Origin of the sequence: Campylobacter sp. LR291e, from assembly GCF_008633915.1 — a bacterium.
Taxonomy (GTDB): Bacteria; Campylobacterota; Campylobacteria; order Campylobacterales; family Campylobacteraceae; genus Campylobacter_D.
In genome coordinates this window covers 149637-166924 of record NZ_VJNV01000015.1, presented here as the reverse complement: position 1 = coordinate 166924, position 17288 = coordinate 149637, and the positions used below count along the sequence as shown (strand labels likewise).

The window sequence follows — 17288 nt, the reverse complement described above, 5'->3', positions numbered from 1 at the left end:
ATTAAAACCTAAAAAATGTAATATCTCAAAGAAGTTTCAGCAATTTCTTTCATTATGTCAAACATCTCATCAACTTCCCATTTTTTCTCTCTAAAATACATACTCACAGGGGAAAAATAGTTAAAATTACTATTTCCATCAGCCTTAAAAATATAGGTTTTATTGAGAAAATAAAATTCATTTAAAACATTAAGTTTTGTAAGAACACTCTTAACATTAGGACCAAAATCACACCCCCAGCCAAAACATACAAAAGGTGTTATTTTTTCGTGATTTAACATAGCCTTTATGCCTGTTAAATTTTTCCCAAGTCTTTCTATGGCATTGCCCGTTGCTTGTTTCTTTTTGCCCTCTTTTTGTCTTTCATCATTTGTTCCTTGTCTCTTTGCCTCGGTGATTAATAAAACTTTTTTAAAATTTTCATCATCTTGTTTGCGTAAAAATAAAATTCCACCATCTGGCTTAATAGAATGTTGTGAAAAATTTGTATCAAATTGTACTCTAATTTGTGAATTTTTAATTGTTTCTATCATAAAAGAAATATCAAGCTTATCTGCTATTTCAAAATAATAGCCACCCTCGTTAAAGTTGGCAACCCCCCCCCATTTTTAAATCTTTCTTCTAAATAAAGTTTTGTTTTAGTAATAGCTTCTTTGATATTCAAATCATCTTCTTTTGACCTTAAATTCTTAGCCTTGTGTTGATTTGTGTTAATTCTTAAATTGTGTCTTGGCATTTAAAAAACCCTTTGTGATTTTAAAGCAAAATTATAACAAAGATTTTTAATTTTTTAATCTTTTTTAGCCTTTTGGCTAATCAAAACCCCTTCAATTATCTTTTTAATATCCCCATCCAAAATAGCATCGGTATTACTAAAGGTCTCATTTGAACGCAAATCCTTTACTTGCTGATAAGGAAAAAGCACATATGAGCGAATTTGATGACCCCAGCCTATCTCACTTTTTTCTATATCTTGCTTTTGTGCTACTTGTTTTAGTCTTTCTAACTCATAAAGGCGAGATTGTAGCATTTTATAGGCTGTTGCCTTATTTTTATGCTGACTTCTATCATTTTGACATTGTACCACTATGCCAGTTGGAATATGAGTGAGGCGAACGGCTGATTCTGTTTTATTTATGTGCTGACCACCTGCCCCACTTGCCCTATAATAATCCTCTCTTACCTCATTTTCATTAATCTCAATAATTATATCATCATCAATCTCAGGGCTCACCTCAACACTTGCAAAGCTAGTATGGCGACGCCCTGCACTATCAAAGGGACTTGTCCTAACAAGGCGGTGAATTCCATTTTCAGCCTTTAAATAACCATAGGCATTAGCACCCTTAACTAAAAAGCTAACATCCTTTAGCCCGGCCTCATCTCCTTCTTGAAAGTCCAAGGTCTCTACCTTAAAACCCTGCCTTTCACAAAATCTTAAATACATTCTATAAAGCATACTAGCCCAATCATTACTCTCTGTCCCACCAGCACCAGGGTGTATAGAAACAATAGCATTCTTACTATCCATTTCATCGCTTAAAAGCATGGTAAGTTCTAAATTTGTAATATGTTCTTTTAAAAGTGGGGCTTCTTCAAATAAAGAATTTAAAGTTTCAATATCTTCTTCATTATTTGCCATTTCAAAAAGCTCATCTGTATCATTTAAGGCATTGAACGCCTTTTCATAAGCACTTAATAAATTTGAAATTTTAGTCTTTTCCTTGCCTAAAATTCCAGCCCTTTTAATATCTTGCCAAAATGAGGGTTCATTTTCTAAATTTTCAATCTCACTTAATCTTTCTTTTAACAAATCAGGCTTTATAATCAAGGCTATATTGCTAAGTTTATTTTTTAAATCCTTTAAAAGTTCGCTAAATTCATAATTATCCATTAAAATTTTCCTTTACTAAGGCTTTTTATAAATAGTTTGTCTATCAAGTTTTCTAGAAAGTACAAAGTCAACTACGGGCTGTTCTCTTTTATTTGCCCTTTTACAATGGTCTTTTTGAAAAAAATCAGTAATTTTTATAACAAATCTTGCCCATCTTTTATTTTTTCTTTCTCGCCAAGCATGAGATGAAACACTTTCCCAGGCATAGCCATTAAATAAACTAGCGTTTACGAAGTGGTCAAGTGCTCTAACTCCTTGTCTTGCACGTTTTGTATTAAAAAAGGTGCCAACTATAACTATAAGCAAATAGCCTAAAATTGCTAAGGGTACTATAGAACAAAGCAAAAGGGTACCTGCTAGTTTCTCAAGCAAACTTAGCTTTATACTTTCTTTATTTTGCAAGGTTGAACGAAGTCTAGCCCTAATGCGTACCCTTTTTCTTATCATTATCTTCTTTTTGTAAATTTAATATTCATTCCATTTGCCGAACGCACAGTTAATCTACCTACCACATCTGGTGTAAAGCCATCTTGAAGTTCTAATTTATATACCTTTAAAATATTTGAAAGTATTAAAATAGCTTCTTGCATGGCAAAACCGTAGCCTATACACACCCTTTCACCCTTACCAAAAGGCAAGTACGCATCTTTTTTATATTCTTCATCAAAACGACTAGGTTTAAACTCATGAGGGTCTTTCCAAAACATTTCATGTCTATGAATTAACCAAGGGGCTACAACAACACCTGAACCCTTTGCTATTTCTTTATCTCTAATCTTAGTATCAACCTTAGCCTCCCTTGCAAAAAAGCCAACTGGTGGATACAATCTTAAAGCCTCTTTAAAGACATTTGTTAAATGGTGCATTTGTGGCAAATGAGTAATCTCAACATTTTTTCCACCTGTTGCTCTCATAACCTCTTCATAAGCCTTTTCTTGTTCATTTTCAAACATACTTAAACAATACAAGGTCCAAGTTAACGAACTAGCAGTAGTTTCATGCCCTGCTAAAAATAGCATAGCAACTTGGTCTAAAATTTCTTCAAAAGAAAATCTTTCATTAGTATTTGCATCAACTACGCGAAGTAAAGATTCTAGTATATCTTCATTTTTTGGTGGCTCGTTTAAATTTACACTTTCATAGCGAGGTCTTATAATCTCTTTTAAATTCTTTCTTATAATCTCACCAGCCTTTAATCTCTTAGAATCACCAAGTATATGAGAAAGCCACCTTGGAAAATGAAACATTCTACGCATTGCAGAATGAACACTTTGTTCTTGAAAAATCACAAAGGCATCAAGAATTTCTTTGCCCTTTTCCTCATCAAGCTTTGCCGACATAATAGTCCTAAAAATCACATCAGCAGTTACAAAGGTCATCATTTCATCTACTTCTATTATAGATTTATCTTCGTATTTATCAAATCTTTGCATTAAATCTTTAACAGCTTCTGACATTAGATTAAAAACCTTACTAATCCTAGTCATTTCAAAAGAAGGTCTTAAAAGCTCCCTTTGTCTTCTCCATACCTCGCCATTTGTAGTAAAAATACTCTCACCAAGTAAGGGACTTAAAAGTTTATGTAAAAATTCACTCTTTGGAAAAATTTTTACCTCATCAATCATTATACGTTTAACCTCTCTTGTATCATTTACTACGTAAAGATTAAAATTTGGCATTTTAACATAACCTGATTGCATTTTATAACTTTTTTCATAAAGCCCATCAAGCCAAGAACGACGTTTTAACAAAAAAGTAAGCATGGTTGAAGCCTTGTTTGCGTAAGGCTTTGGATAAAATGGACACTTGCTCATTTTCCTACTCCTTTATAATTTTTCTTTCTAACAAGTTTTCACCTAAGATAAAATCAAAAAAATCATAACTGCCACTTTTAATTTTTATATCATAAAGATATAAAAAATGTGCCTTATATTTATCTTTTTTTATCTTTGCATATTCATCTTTTTCATAAAGGGTATGAAATCTTGCTGAAAGAAATTTTGGCTTAAATTCTGTCTTAACATCGCTTGTACCAACAAAATCAATGCTTGGGAAACAGGCACCATCAATTATGGAAGTATAATCATACCATTTTAAATTAAAGGCAAAAATAAATTCTAACTTTTCTTTGAAATTTTTTGCTTTTTGTTGATAAGAAAGTAAGGGTATACATTCTCCAAGTGTAATAATTTTAAGCTTATCAGTATTTAAATTTGCTACTTTGCAAAGCTTTAAAAGTTTGTATAAAACCTCTATACAGCAAATGGTCCCAACGCTATGGGCTATTAAAATAAGCTCATAATTTTCATCATCTTTGTGTTTATTTAAGGCATTAAACAAGGTCTGTGAAAAAGCCTTGATTATCTCATCTAAAGCACCTTTTTTTCTATCCTGCCACAGGGCACAAAAAACAATTAATCTAAGTAGCCAGTAAACTGCTAATTTTTTTCCAAGGTAACTTGTTAACTTATACATTAAAAAAACTATGGTTAGAGCACTTATTAGTGCTAGTGAAAAATGGATATAAATTTTTAAAATAAAAAAAGTAAAAACTCCACAAAAACATATTAAAAATAAAGATAAAATCATAAAAATAGGAGGATAAAAGCCTGTTATTAATTGATAAGGTGAGTGTTTGCCAAATTTTAAAAAAAGCCCCGTGATAAAATAAATTCTAAAAAAGATAAAAACGTCAATTAAAGCACTTTTAAAATTATTATTCCAGTATTTTTTAACTATATCATTCCACAATAAAAAAGAATATTTTGTTTTAAAATTTTCTCCATTAAATTCGCAAAAATGGATTTTTTCATTCATATTAAGCTTTGATAAGTCAGCCTTTATATTGAAATTTTTAGCATAAGCATTAAAGCCATTTTTAAGTAAGGAGTAATAATATCTTTGTCCCTTTGGGTCATATCCTGGTATATAAAAAACATCTCTTACAAGCACAATTTTTCCTTTTTAATAATGACGTTAATTCTAAATTAAAAAAGTTAATATTACAAAAGGGAAAAAATATCTTATTTAATCAAAAAGGAATTTTTATAAAAATTGCCATTTGCTTGATTTGTTTGAAGTAGGTATTTTTTAAAATTTGAAGTAAGTTTGTGAGAAGGTTTATAAGAATGTGCATCTTTCCAAAAGTATTGAAGTTTTTTAGGATAGGCTAGACCGTCAAATTTATAAAGGGCCTCTCCAACTACCTTAGTAGGACAGCCTTCTAAGATAGCAGTTAGTCCAACGGTTGAATTTATAGTAATGCAACCAAGGGCATTTTTTATTAAGGTAGGTAAATAGCTATCATGTACATATAAAATTCGCCCTTCTACATGATATTTTTCACTAAGTTCGTTTATGAGTTTTGAGTAATTTTTATAACCTCTGTCCATAGGATGATGCTTAAAAACTAGATAAGATTTTGCCCTTGCATGATTTGCAAAAGAAAGTATGGTTTCTTCTATAAACATTTCTATACTTTTTTTATAATGAAAGAAAATTTGAGTGTCGTTATGTACTTGTAAAATAGCTAAAAAATACTTCTTTTTAAGGGCGTAAAGTCTTTGATTAAGCTTTTTTTCACTAAATTTATATTTATTTTTTAAAAACAAAGATTTAAGCCAAATAAACATTTCAAGGGGGTTTAGGCTTCTGTGATGAAGTTTGTTATTAAAAAATGGGGCTAGTAAAAAGCTAAATAACCAATACAAAAAGGCATAAAATGCCATAAATTTAAAGCCTCCAGGCAGGTCTCTTACCTCGTAAAAAACATTATTAAAATTTAAGGATAAATAAAAATCTTGATTTCTAGGAATAGTAGAATTTGCATTAACCCCATCACTTTCAAAGCTTATACAATAAGGTCTTAAATAACCTTCTTCAAAAATCCAAACGGCTATGTTTAACTCTTTTGCTACCCTTATTGCCTCGCTGTGTACCACGCGACAATCATTATACATAATAATAGCATCTGCTTGTTTTTTAGCAAAAAAGTTAAGATAAAAATCGTATAAATTTTCTTTTTTACCCCTATAAATTTGCCCACAAGGATAAAAGAAAAAATCCCCTCCATTAAAGTTAATCTTACTTATCTTAGTATTATTTTTTTTCATATATCTTGCAAGTCTTGCAAAAAAGGTCCCTATAGGTCCTTGAAGTAAGATAACATTTTTATCTTTAAATTCATCCTTTAATTTTTCTTTTAAATTCAAAAAAATACCCCATCAATTTACTATCTTTTCAAAAATTCGCCTAAGCTTTCTAAGTGAGTGATTGCGTAAATTTGTACGCATATTAACCCAGCTTTTAAAAAAATAATCCTCTTGCATTTTTAATATTATATCCAAAGCAACTTCAATTTCACATAAAGTTTTAGTTTTTGCATTAATATACCTTGGATATAAAATCAAAGCCCCTGCCACTAGTTCTTCAAGACTTAATTTTCTTTTTCTTCTCTCACACCATCTCTTATCCTCACTTAAACCCCAATTTGCATAAAAGGGAAGTCCATAAACTACTACTTTTTTATCCCTTAATAAGGCATCAAAACCAGCCGTTGAAGTAATAGTATGAATTTCATCACTTATATTAATAGCGCTATCAATACTAACATTTTTTAAAATTTCATCACAATAGGCTAAAATAATCTTTTCATCTTTCAAACCCTTTCTATTACCACTTAAAACGTCCGGGTGAATTTTAAAGATAATATAAGCATCCTTATTTTCTTCTCTAACCTGCTTTATAAAATTTTCACTGCTAAGATTAAAGCCCCCAAGTATCATAGATAAATCATCTTCAACCTGGGCTGGAATTAAGATTATTTTTTGATTAGGTCTTGCTTTTATACTTAAACTTTCATGTTTTAAGCCATTATATTTTGAAAATTTATGCTGCTTTAACCACTCAATGAGCTTTTTTGCTCTATTAAGCAAATTTTCATCAAAATCATAAAAATTTAAAATATGTTCAAGTTTGCTTTCTTCATGTGGATTAACATAGGCACCTAAATCATCCACTATCAAAGAAAGAGGACAGGTTAAATCAGAACCAAGCGAAACAGAGCGAATAAAGCCGTCTTCTACAAAAGAAATTTTAGGCAAAATCTCATCTTTAATACGAATTTTTAGCTTTTTTATTAAGCTTTCTTTGCTGATTTTATTACCCCATAAAAAAAACTCATCATCTATATAAATATTGAATTTATCAAGTCTTTCAACAGAATTTAAAAAGATAAATTTAGCATTTTTTTCCCTAAAAAAAGGCTTTATAAAATTTCTTTTCCATAAACTAAAACCTAAGAAAAAAAAATGTTTTTTGCGTTTAGCTAGGTGCATTTTAAGCCTTTAATATGATTAAAACAGAGATTATAACAAGTTGAAAATTTAACTTTGCTAAACTATTTTAAATTTTCATATACCCTTTGTATTAAAAAATCCTTATCTTTACTTTCAAATATCATACTAGCAAATTCATAGTTTAAACTATTTGTATCTAAGATATTTTTGATTAATTCTTTTTGATAATCCTCACTAGCCTTTCCTACGCTTAATGCCCTATGACAAATTGGGCGTAATTTAGTTAAAATTTTCTAGTACGTCAAGTTCTTTATTTTTGCCCACTGAAACAAAATGGTGAATTTCAGTGTAGTACCTGTCTTTTCTAGTCAAAAAACTCCTATCGACGATATTATATTTATGCTTACAAGCTGCACACTCATCAGGTGTTTGAAATTTTATAATATTGATAATATTTGAATTTCTTTTAAATATTTGACTTTCATCATCATCAAAATTTAATTCTTTGCGTAATTTACTTACTTCAAACTGCGTTAAATCATTACTTAAAATTCTAGTACTATAAAAATCTATTCTTTTGTTAAAACTATTTTTATTAATACTAGGACTTTGACAATTAAACATAAATATATTTTCAACTTGAAAATAACTAATATTTAACGCGTTTTTTACTATGTTTGCCTTATATTTATTAATAAATCCATTAATAAATCCAATTTGTGATAAATACCAATGCAAATTTATTCTAAGCTGAGTATTTCTTTTTCTAACACCACTTAAATACTGCTTTTGCAAATATCTAAAATTTATGTTAAATAAATTAATAGACATTCCAAAATTATCTAAAAATAAACTTATTCTTTTTAGCTCGTTAATATTGTTAAAATAATAATCATGGGTAAAATAATCATGATTTATATCTACACTGCCACGAAGTTCAAAAAATGCCCTTATGAATTTCTTTCTAGCCTTTATAGCTTCATGATTACTAACAAAATCGCTTAATAAAATTTTAGTATAAATTCTTGCAAAAAATTGTTCTTGCGTTAATTTTAAATCATTGTATAAAACAAAAACAAAGTCTGCATGTTTTATTTTTTTATCTTTATTAAGTTGCCACATAGGAATTTCACTATGTAAATTTAATTGATTTAAATATTCTATTTTACTATTTTCATATATGATTTTATCTCCATTTTGTACAAATTTAGAAAGGCGATAAGTTGAGAGTGTGTATATTAAATCATTGCTAAATTTATATCTGCTAAAAAATACCCCTAATAAAAATGGAAGTTCTTCTTTTAAGTTTAAAAAATCTGAAAGCTTTAAATACTGCATTTTTAAACCTTTTATTTTAAAATACGAACATTTTATTAAAAACAAAGAAAAAAACAATAAAATTGAGGGATAAAAAAATAGTCCCTCGGAGTTATAATGTATAAAATACTTGACCTTTTTTGTGGAGCTGGTGGATTTTCACATGGCTTAGAACAAAATGCAAATTTTAAAACCTTAATAGGACTTGATTTTGAACAAGCTGCCATTGATACTTTTAACTTAAATTTCAAAGATGCAAAGGGAATTTGTGGAGATATAACAGATAAAAAAGTAAAAAATAAAATAGTAAATTTAGCAAAAAAATTAAAAATAAATATGATAATAGGAGAGCCTCCTTGTCAATGTTTTAGCTTAAAAGGTAAGAATTTGGGCTTAAAGGATGAGAGAAATTTTTTATTTTTAGAATACTTAGAACTTGTTAAAAAAATAGAACCCGAACTTTTCATAATAGAAAATGTTAAAAATTTATATAACGCAGTTAATGGCTATTTTAGGGATGAAATTATAAAAATCATAAAAAATATGGGTTATAATATAAATTGTAAAATTTTAAATGCAAAATACTTTGGTGTGCCACAAAATAGAGAAAGAGTATTTTTTATAGCACATAAGGACTTATTTTTAGATTTTCCAAAAGAAAGTGATTGTTTAGTAAATGTTAGGGATGCTATAAGCGATTTAAGTTATTTAAATAGTGGCGAAGGACAAATTCAATCAAAATATAAAAATAAGCCACAAAGTGCGTATCAAGAAAAAATGAGAGCTGATTATTTACAATACCATATGGCCTCCAAGCATTCTAAAATCGCTATAGCTAAGTTAAAAATGATACCACCTGAATGTGGAAAAGAACATTTACCCCCAAATTTACATGGAAAACAAAAATTTTCAACTACTTGGGGGAGATTGATTTGGGAAGAAGTAAGCCCAACCATAGATACTAGATTTGATACCCCAAGCAATGGCAAAAACTCACACCCTATTTTACACAGGGCTATAACGCCAAGAGAGGCTGCAAGATTACAAAGCTTTCATGATAGTTTTTTATTTAATGGTACGAAAACTCAAGTTTGTAAGCAAATAGGAAACGCAGTCCCTCCACTTCTTGCTAAGACTATTGCTGATAGCATCATAAGTCAAATAAATCAAGAAAATTATATTTGTAATAAATATAGCGTTTATAATGGCGATGCCTATGTAATGATTGAAAATTTCATAAAACAAGGTATAAGGGTAAATCACATAATAACTGACCCTCCATATAATATTTCTAAAAAAAATAATTTTTCAACAATGAATAGTGCAAAAAGGCAAGGTATTGATTTTGGGACATGGGATAAGGATTTTAATCTTACAGAATGGATACAAAGCTATTCTAAAATTTTAGATAAAAATGGGTCTTTTATAATATTTTGTTCGTATAGATTTTTAAGTGAAATTTGTGAAGTTTTAGAAAATAGTAATTGCGAAATAAAAGATATATTAATATGGCAAAAAAGTAATCCCATGCCAAGAAATGTTAATAGAAGATATGTACAAGACATGGAATTTGCAGTATGGGCAATAAAACAAAAGGCAAAATGGGTATTTAATAAGCCTAAAAATAAACCTTATTTAAGGTCACTTTTTAAGGCTCCAATAGTAAGTGGGGCAGAAAAAACAACGCACCCAACTCAAAAAAGCTTAAAAATCATGCAAGAACTTATAGCTATTCATACAAATGAAAATGATTTAATACTTGATCCATTTATGGGAAGTGGTAGCACAGGCGTAGCAGCCTTAAAGGAAAAAAGAAAATTTATAGGCATAGAATTAGAAGAAAAGTATTATAAACTTGCCTTAGAAAGATTAAAAGCAATTTAATAAATTTATTGCAAAAAATCAAAAATTAACTTGTTTTTTTATTTTGATAAAATTATCATGTTTACTCGTGTTAGACGAGAAATCAAGGTTTTTACCCTAAACTATTATGGCACCCCGTGTTCGGAATTTGCGTGGTGATTTTTACTACCCAAACTTCATAAATTTCACAAAAATAATTTCAACCCTTTTGCAAGTTTTTATAATACCTTTTTACATCTTCTTTAATATCAGCACAAACTTCCTTAGTATCAAGGGTTTTTCTTATAAAAGATGAAGAAATATTTATATGAGTATCTAGTTTTCTAAATTTCTTTGGGATACTTATATTATCGCGATTTGCAATCACAAATTCAACCATTAAAGCAAGTTTTTCAAAATCATGCCATTTATGTAAATTTTCTAAATGGTCAGCCCCTATTATTAGATAAAATTTTTTAGGTCTAAAAAGCTCTTGCAAGTACAAAACACTTTCTATACTAGGTACAGGCCTTTTTTGTTTAATCTCATAATCTAAAATTTCAACCCTTTCTAAATCACCCCAAAGCTTTTTTATCCATTTTAATCTTTGCATTTCATCGGCAAAAAAACCTTTTTTAAATGGATTGATAAAGGTTGGCATAATAATTAATTTATCAATATCCAAACTGCTTAAAGTCTCTTTTATAACGCTACTATGACCATTATGTGGTGGGTCAAAACTTCCACCAAAAAGTGCAATCTTCATAAAAATTTTAACCTTTTTTTTGTAAAATATTAGCATTTTATTTTGCAAAAGGAAATTAAATGGCGGTAAAAATTGCTATAAATGGTTTTGGACGCATAGGACGTTGTGTTGCAAGGATTATCCTTCAAAGAGATGATTTAGAACTTGTTGCGATTAATGATACTACTGATATCGAGCTTACAAAATATCTTTTTAAATATGATAGTGTGCATGGCGAATTTAATGGTTCTGTGGTAAATAAGGGCGATGATTTAGTTATCAATGATAAATTAATAAAAGTCTTTAAAAACCGTGATATTAAAGACCTTGACTTTGCCAAATTTGGAGCTGATATAGTGTTAGAATGCACAGGAGCACATTTAACTAAGGAAAAATGCCAAGGCTTTATTGATAAGGGCATTAAAAAGGTAATTATGAGTGCACCAGCAAAGGATGATACCCCAACCTATGTTTTAGGCGTAAATTCTAATCTTTACAAGGGCGAAAATATTATTTCAAATGCAAGTTGTACTACAAATTGTCTAGGGCCTGTGTGTAGAGTTTTGCAAGATAATTTTGGCATTGAAAAGGGCTTAATGACTACAATTCATGCTTATACAAATGGACAAAGTATAATCGATGCTAAGGCTAGGGATAAAAGAAGAAGTAGAGCTGCTGCACAAAACATAATACCTACTTCAACGGGAGCTGCTAAGGCTATGAAACTTGTTATGCCAGAACTTAATGGCAAACTTCACGGACAAAGTATGCGTGTACCTGTTATAGATGTATCAAGTGTAGATTTAACCGCAGTTTTAAGCAAAAAAGTAAGTAAGAATGAGATAAACGATGCTTTTAGAAAGGCTGCTTCTTCAAATCTTAAAGGCATATTGTTAGTAGATGATGATGAAAGGGTATCAAGTGATTTTATAACTTGTTCTTATGGGGCCATTGTGGCAAGTGATTTAACTCAGGTTATAAGTGATGATTTAATAAAGGTTATTGCTTGGTATGATAATGAATGGGGTTATTCTACAAGGCTTGTAGATATGGCTAAATTTATATATGAGGGATAAAAAATGAATGATAAGATTATTTCTATTAAGGATTTGGATTTAAGCAATAAAAAAGTCTTTATAAGGTGTGATTTTAATGTGCCTCAGGATGAATTTTTAAATATCACCGATGATAGAAGAATTCGCTCAGTAATCCCTACTTTAAGGTATTGTTTAGATAATAATTGTAGCGTGATTTTAGCCTCTCATTTGGGAAGACCTAAAGAAATTAACTCAAAATACTCCTTAGAACCTGTGGCAAAAAGGCTTTCTCGCTTACTTAATAAAGAAGTATTAATGGCAAAGGATGTTATAGGGCAGGACGCTAAAAATAAAGCTAATAATTTAAAGCCAACTGAAATTTTATTGCTTGAAAATTTACGTTTTGAAAAGGGTGAAACAAAAAACGATGAACATTTAGCAAAAGAACTTGCATCAATGGTTGATGTTTATATAAATGATGCCTTTGGCGTTTGCCATAGGGGGCATGCTAGTGTAGAGGCAATTACTCATTTTTTTGACATAGAACATAGGGCTGCTGGATTTTTGCTTTTAAAGGAGATTGAATTTTCACATAATCTTATAAAACACCCTGCACGCCCTTTTGTAGCAGTAGTTGGAGGCTCAAAGGTAAGTGGTAAATTACAAGCCCTAACAAATTTAATATCTAAGGTTGATAAATTAATAATAGGTGGAGGCATGGCCTTTACCTTTTTAAAGGCTAAGGGCGTTGATATAGGAAATTCGCTTTTAGAAGAAGATTTAATAGAAGAGGCAAAAAATATCCTAACAAGAGGTAAAGAACTAGGCGTAAAAATTTATTTACCAGTTGATGTTGGCGTCGCCCTTTCTTGTACCCAGGATGCCATTATGAAATATGTGCCTATACAAGAAATTCCAAGTGGTTGGATGGGGCTTGATATAGGTCCTGCTAGTGTGAGATTGTTTAAAGAAGCCTTTGCTGATGCACAAACTATTTGGTGGAATGGACCTATGGGCGTTTTTGAACTTGATAAATTCTCAAAAGGCAGTATTAAAATGAGCCATTATATAAGCGAAACTTACGCAACTACCGTTGTTGGAGGTGGGGATACGGCTGATGTAGTGGCAAGAAGTGGGGATACTGATGAGTTTACCTTTATATCCACAGGTGGTGGGGCTTCTTTAGAATTAATCGAGGGTAAGGAACTTCCAGGTGTTAAGCCATTAAGAATCAAGGTTAATGAATGATTTTTGCTGCGAATTTAAAATGCAATCACACAAGAACTTCTTTTGAATTATACGCTAAGGCTTTAAATAAGGTCTTAAAAGAAAAAAACGATGAAATTTTTGTTTTTCCTCCAAACATAGCCTTTTATCAAGGTGGGTTAAATTTCACGCAAGGGACTCAAAATTTTTACCCTTGCATAAATGGGGCATTTACAGGAGAAATTGGCAAAGAACAGCTTGATGAATTTGGCATAAATTGTGTTTTAATAGGGCATAGTGAAAGAAGAGTCTTTGAAAATGATGATTTTATAAAAACTAAATTTGACTTTGCCACAAAGCATAATTTTAAAATCATATTTTGCATAGGTGAAAATTTAGCTTGTAAGAATCAAAACAAAACAAAGGACTTTTTAAATTTGCAACTTTCAAATATAAATTTAAATTATGAAAAACTTATAATAGCTTATGAACCTATCTATTCTATAGGTACAGGTGTAAGTGCTGATATAAAGGATATTGAAGTAGTTTTAGAATTTGTAAATTCAAAGACAAAGGCACCCATTTTATATGGTGGAAGTGTAAATGAAAAAAATATCAAAGAAATTTTAAATATAAAGCATTGTAGTGGAGTTTTAATAGGCAGTGCAGCTTTAAAGGTGGAAAATTTTATAAAAATTTGTGGTCTGAATTGATAAAATTTTATAAAAATTAGTAAAAATTTAAATGAAATATAATGATTTAAATTTAACGGAATGGAAAAATTTGGATATTAATACAGATTCTTTATGGATTATTCAACATAGAGATAAAAGTGGAAAACATAAAAATAATTATCATGGCAATTTCATACCACAGATTCCAAGCCAGCTAATCACTCGTTACACGAAAAAAGATGAAATTGTCCTTGATGTATTTTTGGGCAGTGGGACCACGCTAATTGAGTGTGAAAAACTTAAAAGAAAGTGCATAGGGCTTGACATAAATGAAAATGTCCTAAATGTCGCTTCGCAAAATTTTGGCAATATTGATTTGAATCGTTATTATTTGGGACTTTGTGATAATACAAATTTAAAACAAATGCAAAATCATCTTGGTATCGCCTTGCCTAATCTGTGCAACAAAAGTGTGCAATTTATAATTTTTCACCCACCATATATGGATATAATCAAGTTTGGTGATAAAAAAGAAGATTTAAGCAATATTTCAAACCTAAATGAGTTTTTGGATAAATTTTTATTAAGCTTGCAAAATGCGCTACATTTTTTGGATAAAAATCGTTATTTTGCTTTGGTTATCGGCGATGTGTATAAGGAAAGCGAAGTAAAGCCATTGGCATTTGAATGTATGAATCTTGTTAAGAAAAATTTTAGGGTGAAGCTTAAGGGAATTATCATCAAAAATATTGAAGGAAATCGTGGCAAACTAGGCACAAATGCAATATGGCGATATAGGGCATTAAAAAGTGATTATTATATTTTTAAGCACGAATATATTTTTGTTTTTAAAAAGGAATTTTGAAATAAAAAAGACTAAAACGCAACTTTTCTTAGAACTTGCAAAACCAGATAAAAATGGAATCTCAAGATGGGTGAATGTCAATGAATTTATAGGAGATTATAAAGATTTGGCATTGGGAAATGGTGGAAGTTGGTGTAGAGCTAATAGCACTTTGGCTAAAAAATATAATATAGAATTTGATAAAAGCAAAACAAGTGGAAATTCTATTGATAGAATTAAGCTCAATGGTTTTAATAAAACGCAACAATTTTCACAACACATAAGAAAAGATATAAAAGATTTTTATAAAAATAAAAATTGTGTAATGCTTGGTGTAAATGGTAAAAGCGAAAATACAAAAATAGAAATAGACCATAAGAATGGACGAAAAAATGATTTTAGAATAAGCAATATAAAAACGCAAAAATTAGAGGATTTTCAGCCACTTTGCAAGGCGGCAAATGATATTAAAAGACAAATTTGTAAAAAATGTAAAGAAACAAATAAAAGATGGAATGCAAAAAATATCTTAGGCAATCCCTATGAATTTTATCAAGGCGACGAAAATTATAATGATGAAATTGGCTGTGTAGGTTGTTATCAATATGACCCAGTGCAATATCGCAAAGAGAGCATAAAGAAAATTGTCAAAGAAGCGAGTAATTTTATAATGCAAAAACTTTACTCACAAGAAAAAAAATGAATTATATAGGCTCAAAGTTTAGGCTTTCGGATTTTTTGTTTGAAAATATTGATAACACTTTAAAAGGACATAATGCAAAGCCTTTAAGTCAAAGTATTTTTTGCGATTTATTTGCTGGAAGTTGTGCAGTTTCTAAACTTTTTAAAGGTAAGGTTAAACAAATTATCGTAAATGATAAAGAATTTTATAGCTTCGTTTTGGCAAAAAATTATATAGGAAATTACATAAAATTAAACGAGATTGGCAAGCTTTTGGATAGTCTAAATGACGCAACTTTATTGATTAAAGGAAAAATTTTCACTCATTATGCTTTAGGTGGTGGTGAAAATAGGCAATATTTCAGTGATGAAAATGCTAAAAAAATAGATACTATTCGCACAAAAATAGAAGAGTTAAAACAAGAAAATTCTATCAATGAAAATGAATATTTCTTTTTATTAGCCTCGCTTTTAGAATCCGCCGACAAGGTCGCAAATACTGCCTCAGTTTATGGGGCATTTCTAAAACATCTTAAAAAATCTGCTCAAAAAAAAATGATTTTAAGTCCAGCCAATTTTGAAATTTGCAATGGGATAAATGAGCCTCAAATTTTCAATGAGAATGCAAGGGATTTGATTACCAAAATAAATGGAGATATTTTATATTTGGACCCACCTTATAATGCTAGACAGTATGGTGCAAACTATCATTTACTAAATTCAATCGCAATTTATGATGATTTTATTCCTCAAGGAAAAACAGGATTAAGATACTATGAAAAATCCGCGTGGTGTAAAAAAATGAGCGTTGAAAATGAGCTAGAATTCATCATCAAAAATGCAAATTTTAAATTTATATTTTTAAGCTATAACGATGAGGGGTTGTTAAGTTTAGAACAAATTCAAAATATCTTTAAAAAATATGGAAAATATGAACTAAGTACCAAAATACACCAAAGATTTAAAGCAGATAGTAAAAGAACACAAAAACAAAATAGTACTATAGAATATTTGCATATATTAAATAAAGATGGATAAAACTCATACCTAAATATATTTAATTAACCCTTAATATCCACAACGGCCATTGCAAAATTTAAATCGTGAGATATACTAAAGCTTGAAGATTTAATCTTAAAATGCCTTTTAAGCTTTTTTGAGAATTTAAAAAAGGGAGAGCCATTTTTATCCTTACAATTTCTTATATTAAAAAAGCTACACTTCTTAGAAATTCCAATACCCAAGGCCTTACTTAAAGCCTTTTTTGTAGCCCAAAGAATCAATTACTAAATTTAAAGTTTATTTTTTTGCTTAAAATTTAATATTAATATGCCCCTTAGGGCTTGTGTAAAAAATTTTTTTATTATAAAATCAATGTCTAAATTAAATTACAAAGGATACAAAATGGCTTGCTTTATAGTCCCTGGTAGTGAAGGCATTGTTAGTGCAGTTTTAACTAAGTTGTTTAAGGGTAGGGTGAATGGAGCAAAGATTGCTCAAAGATTTTCATGGCTTACTAAACTTTCTTTTGGTGGTGCTTTTTTGTTAGCATTTGAACATTTATGGCATGGAGAAATAAGCGTAATGCCTCCTTTTTTAACGGCTATGAATAGTGCTGAAGACACTGCTGTTATGCTTGATGAAATGGCAACTGTTGGCGTTTCAATGTCTTTGGCTATAACTATAGTTTGGCTTATAATGTGCTTTGTGGCTGAAAAAATCGAAAATAGACAAGTTGCAAAGGCTTAAAT

The 17288-nt window shown here is 29.8% G+C and carries 18 protein-coding genes and 2 pseudogenes; 9 read left to right on the top strand and 11 right to left on the bottom strand.

Features of this window, described 5'->3' with window-relative positions; translation table 11 throughout:
- Positions 1-8: 8 nt before the first annotated feature.
- The 9 genes and pseudogenes from FMM58_RS03275 to FMM58_RS03240 all read right to left on the bottom strand — a co-directional run bounded on the left by FMM58_RS03275 (position 9) and on the right by FMM58_RS03240 (position 8529).
- Positions 9-533: an EcoRI family type II restriction endonuclease gene (locus FMM58_RS03275; protein ID WP_223810446.1), complete on the bottom strand. Its 525-nt coding sequence runs from the start codon at positions 531-533 to the stop codon at positions 9-11.
- A 23-nt stretch (positions 534-556) separates the two neighbouring features.
- Positions 557-736, bottom strand: a complete 180-nt coding sequence (locus FMM58_RS08910; RefSeq protein WP_223810445.1) for a hypothetical protein — start codon at positions 734-736, stop codon at positions 557-559.
- Positions 737-790: 54 nt separating this feature from the next.
- Complete coding sequence (gene prfB / locus FMM58_RS03270; protein WP_150139859.1) at positions 791-1894, bottom strand: peptide chain release factor 2; 1104 nt, start codon at positions 1892-1894, stop codon at positions 791-793.
- 15 nt (positions 1895-1909) lie between these two features.
- Entirely contained in the window at positions 1910-2341 is a 432-nt protein-coding gene (locus FMM58_RS03265; RefSeq protein WP_150139860.1) for a hypothetical protein, read from the bottom strand.
- Complete coding sequence (locus FMM58_RS03260; RefSeq protein ID WP_150139861.1) at positions 2341-3708, bottom strand: cytochrome P450; 1368 nt, start codon at positions 3706-3708, stop codon at positions 2341-2343. Before FMM58_RS03260 ends, FMM58_RS03265 begins: the two co-directional genes overlap by 1 nt.
- A 4-nt stretch (positions 3709-3712) precedes the next feature.
- Entirely contained in the window at positions 3713-4846 is a 1134-nt protein-coding gene (locus tag FMM58_RS03255; protein WP_150180383.1) for a DUF829 domain-containing protein, read from the bottom strand.
- A gap of 71 nt (positions 4847-4917) precedes the next feature.
- Entirely contained in the window at positions 4918-6105 is a 1188-nt protein-coding gene (locus FMM58_RS03250) for a capsule biosynthesis protein (protein ID WP_223810444.1), read from the bottom strand.
- Between the two features lie 12 nt (positions 6106-6117).
- A pseudogene (locus FMM58_RS03245) lies at positions 6118-7200 on the bottom strand (capsular polysaccharide biosynthesis protein); the annotation flags it as partial.
- A gap of 270 nt (positions 7201-7470) precedes the next feature.
- On the bottom strand, positions 7471-8529 hold the full coding sequence (locus FMM58_RS03240) for an HNH endonuclease (protein ID WP_223810443.1): 1059 nt from the start codon (positions 8527-8529) through the stop codon (positions 7471-7473).
- A gap of 96 nt (positions 8530-8625) precedes the next feature.
- Here FMM58_RS03240 and FMM58_RS08905 point away from each other — a divergent pair.
- Positions 8626-9651: pseudogene (locus FMM58_RS08905) on the top strand (DNA cytosine methyltransferase); the annotation flags it as partial.
- Between the two features lie 78 nt (positions 9652-9729).
- Positions 9730-10392 (top strand): DNA-methyltransferase, encoded by a 663-nt coding sequence (locus tag FMM58_RS08900; protein ID WP_223810449.1) that lies wholly within the window; start codon positions 9730-9732, stop codon positions 10390-10392.
- Positions 10393-10570: 178 nt separating this feature from the next.
- Here the strand turns inward: FMM58_RS08900 and nadD are convergent, their stop codons facing one another.
- Positions 10571-11116, bottom strand: coding sequence for a nicotinate (nicotinamide) nucleotide adenylyltransferase (gene nadD / locus FMM58_RS03230; protein ID WP_150139866.1), 546 nt, complete (start codon positions 11114-11116; stop codon positions 10571-10573).
- Positions 11117-11175: 59 nt separating this feature from the next.
- On the opposite strand from nadD, the gene gap reads away from it, so the two are divergent.
- The 6 genes from gap to FMM58_RS03200 are packed head-to-tail and all read left to right on the top strand — an operon-like array spanning position 11176 to position 16575.
- On the top strand, positions 11176-12171 hold the full coding sequence (gene gap, locus FMM58_RS03225) for a type I glyceraldehyde-3-phosphate dehydrogenase (protein WP_150180382.1): 996 nt from the start codon (positions 11176-11178) through the stop codon (positions 12169-12171).
- A gap of 3 nt (positions 12172-12174) precedes the next feature.
- Positions 12175-13380 (top strand): phosphoglycerate kinase, encoded by a 1206-nt coding sequence (locus tag FMM58_RS03220; RefSeq protein ID WP_150180381.1) that lies wholly within the window; start codon positions 12175-12177, stop codon positions 13378-13380.
- Complete coding sequence (locus FMM58_RS03215; protein WP_150180380.1) at positions 13377-14051, top strand: triose-phosphate isomerase; 675 nt, start codon at positions 13377-13379, stop codon at positions 14049-14051. The genes FMM58_RS03220 and FMM58_RS03215 overlap by 4 nt, the downstream gene beginning before the upstream one ends.
- 31 nt (positions 14052-14082) lie before the next feature.
- A complete protein-coding gene (locus tag FMM58_RS03210; protein WP_150180379.1) occupies positions 14083-14877 on the top strand; it encodes a DNA methyltransferase in 795 nt (264 codons plus the stop codon).
- 1 nt (position 14878) lies between these two features.
- A complete protein-coding gene (locus FMM58_RS03205) occupies positions 14879-15559 on the top strand; it encodes a restriction endonuclease (protein WP_150180390.1) in 681 nt (226 codons plus the stop codon).
- Complete coding sequence (locus FMM58_RS03200; RefSeq protein WP_150180378.1) at positions 15556-16575, top strand: DNA adenine methylase; 1020 nt, start codon at positions 15556-15558, stop codon at positions 16573-16575. The genes FMM58_RS03205 and FMM58_RS03200 overlap by 4 nt, the downstream gene beginning before the upstream one ends.
- Positions 16576-16598: 23 nt before the next feature.
- Here FMM58_RS03200 and FMM58_RS03195 read toward each other — a convergent pair whose 3' ends face one another.
- Positions 16599-16820, bottom strand: coding sequence for a 4'-phosphopantetheinyl transferase superfamily protein (locus tag FMM58_RS03195; protein WP_150180377.1), 222 nt, complete (start codon positions 16818-16820; stop codon positions 16599-16601).
- 121 nt (positions 16821-16941) lie between these two features.
- On the opposite strand from FMM58_RS03195, the gene FMM58_RS03190 reads away from it, so the two are divergent.
- A complete protein-coding gene (locus tag FMM58_RS03190; RefSeq protein WP_150139873.1) occupies positions 16942-17286 on the top strand; it encodes a hypothetical protein in 345 nt (114 codons plus the stop codon).
- The last annotated feature ends 2 nt before the right edge of the window (positions 17287-17288 follow it).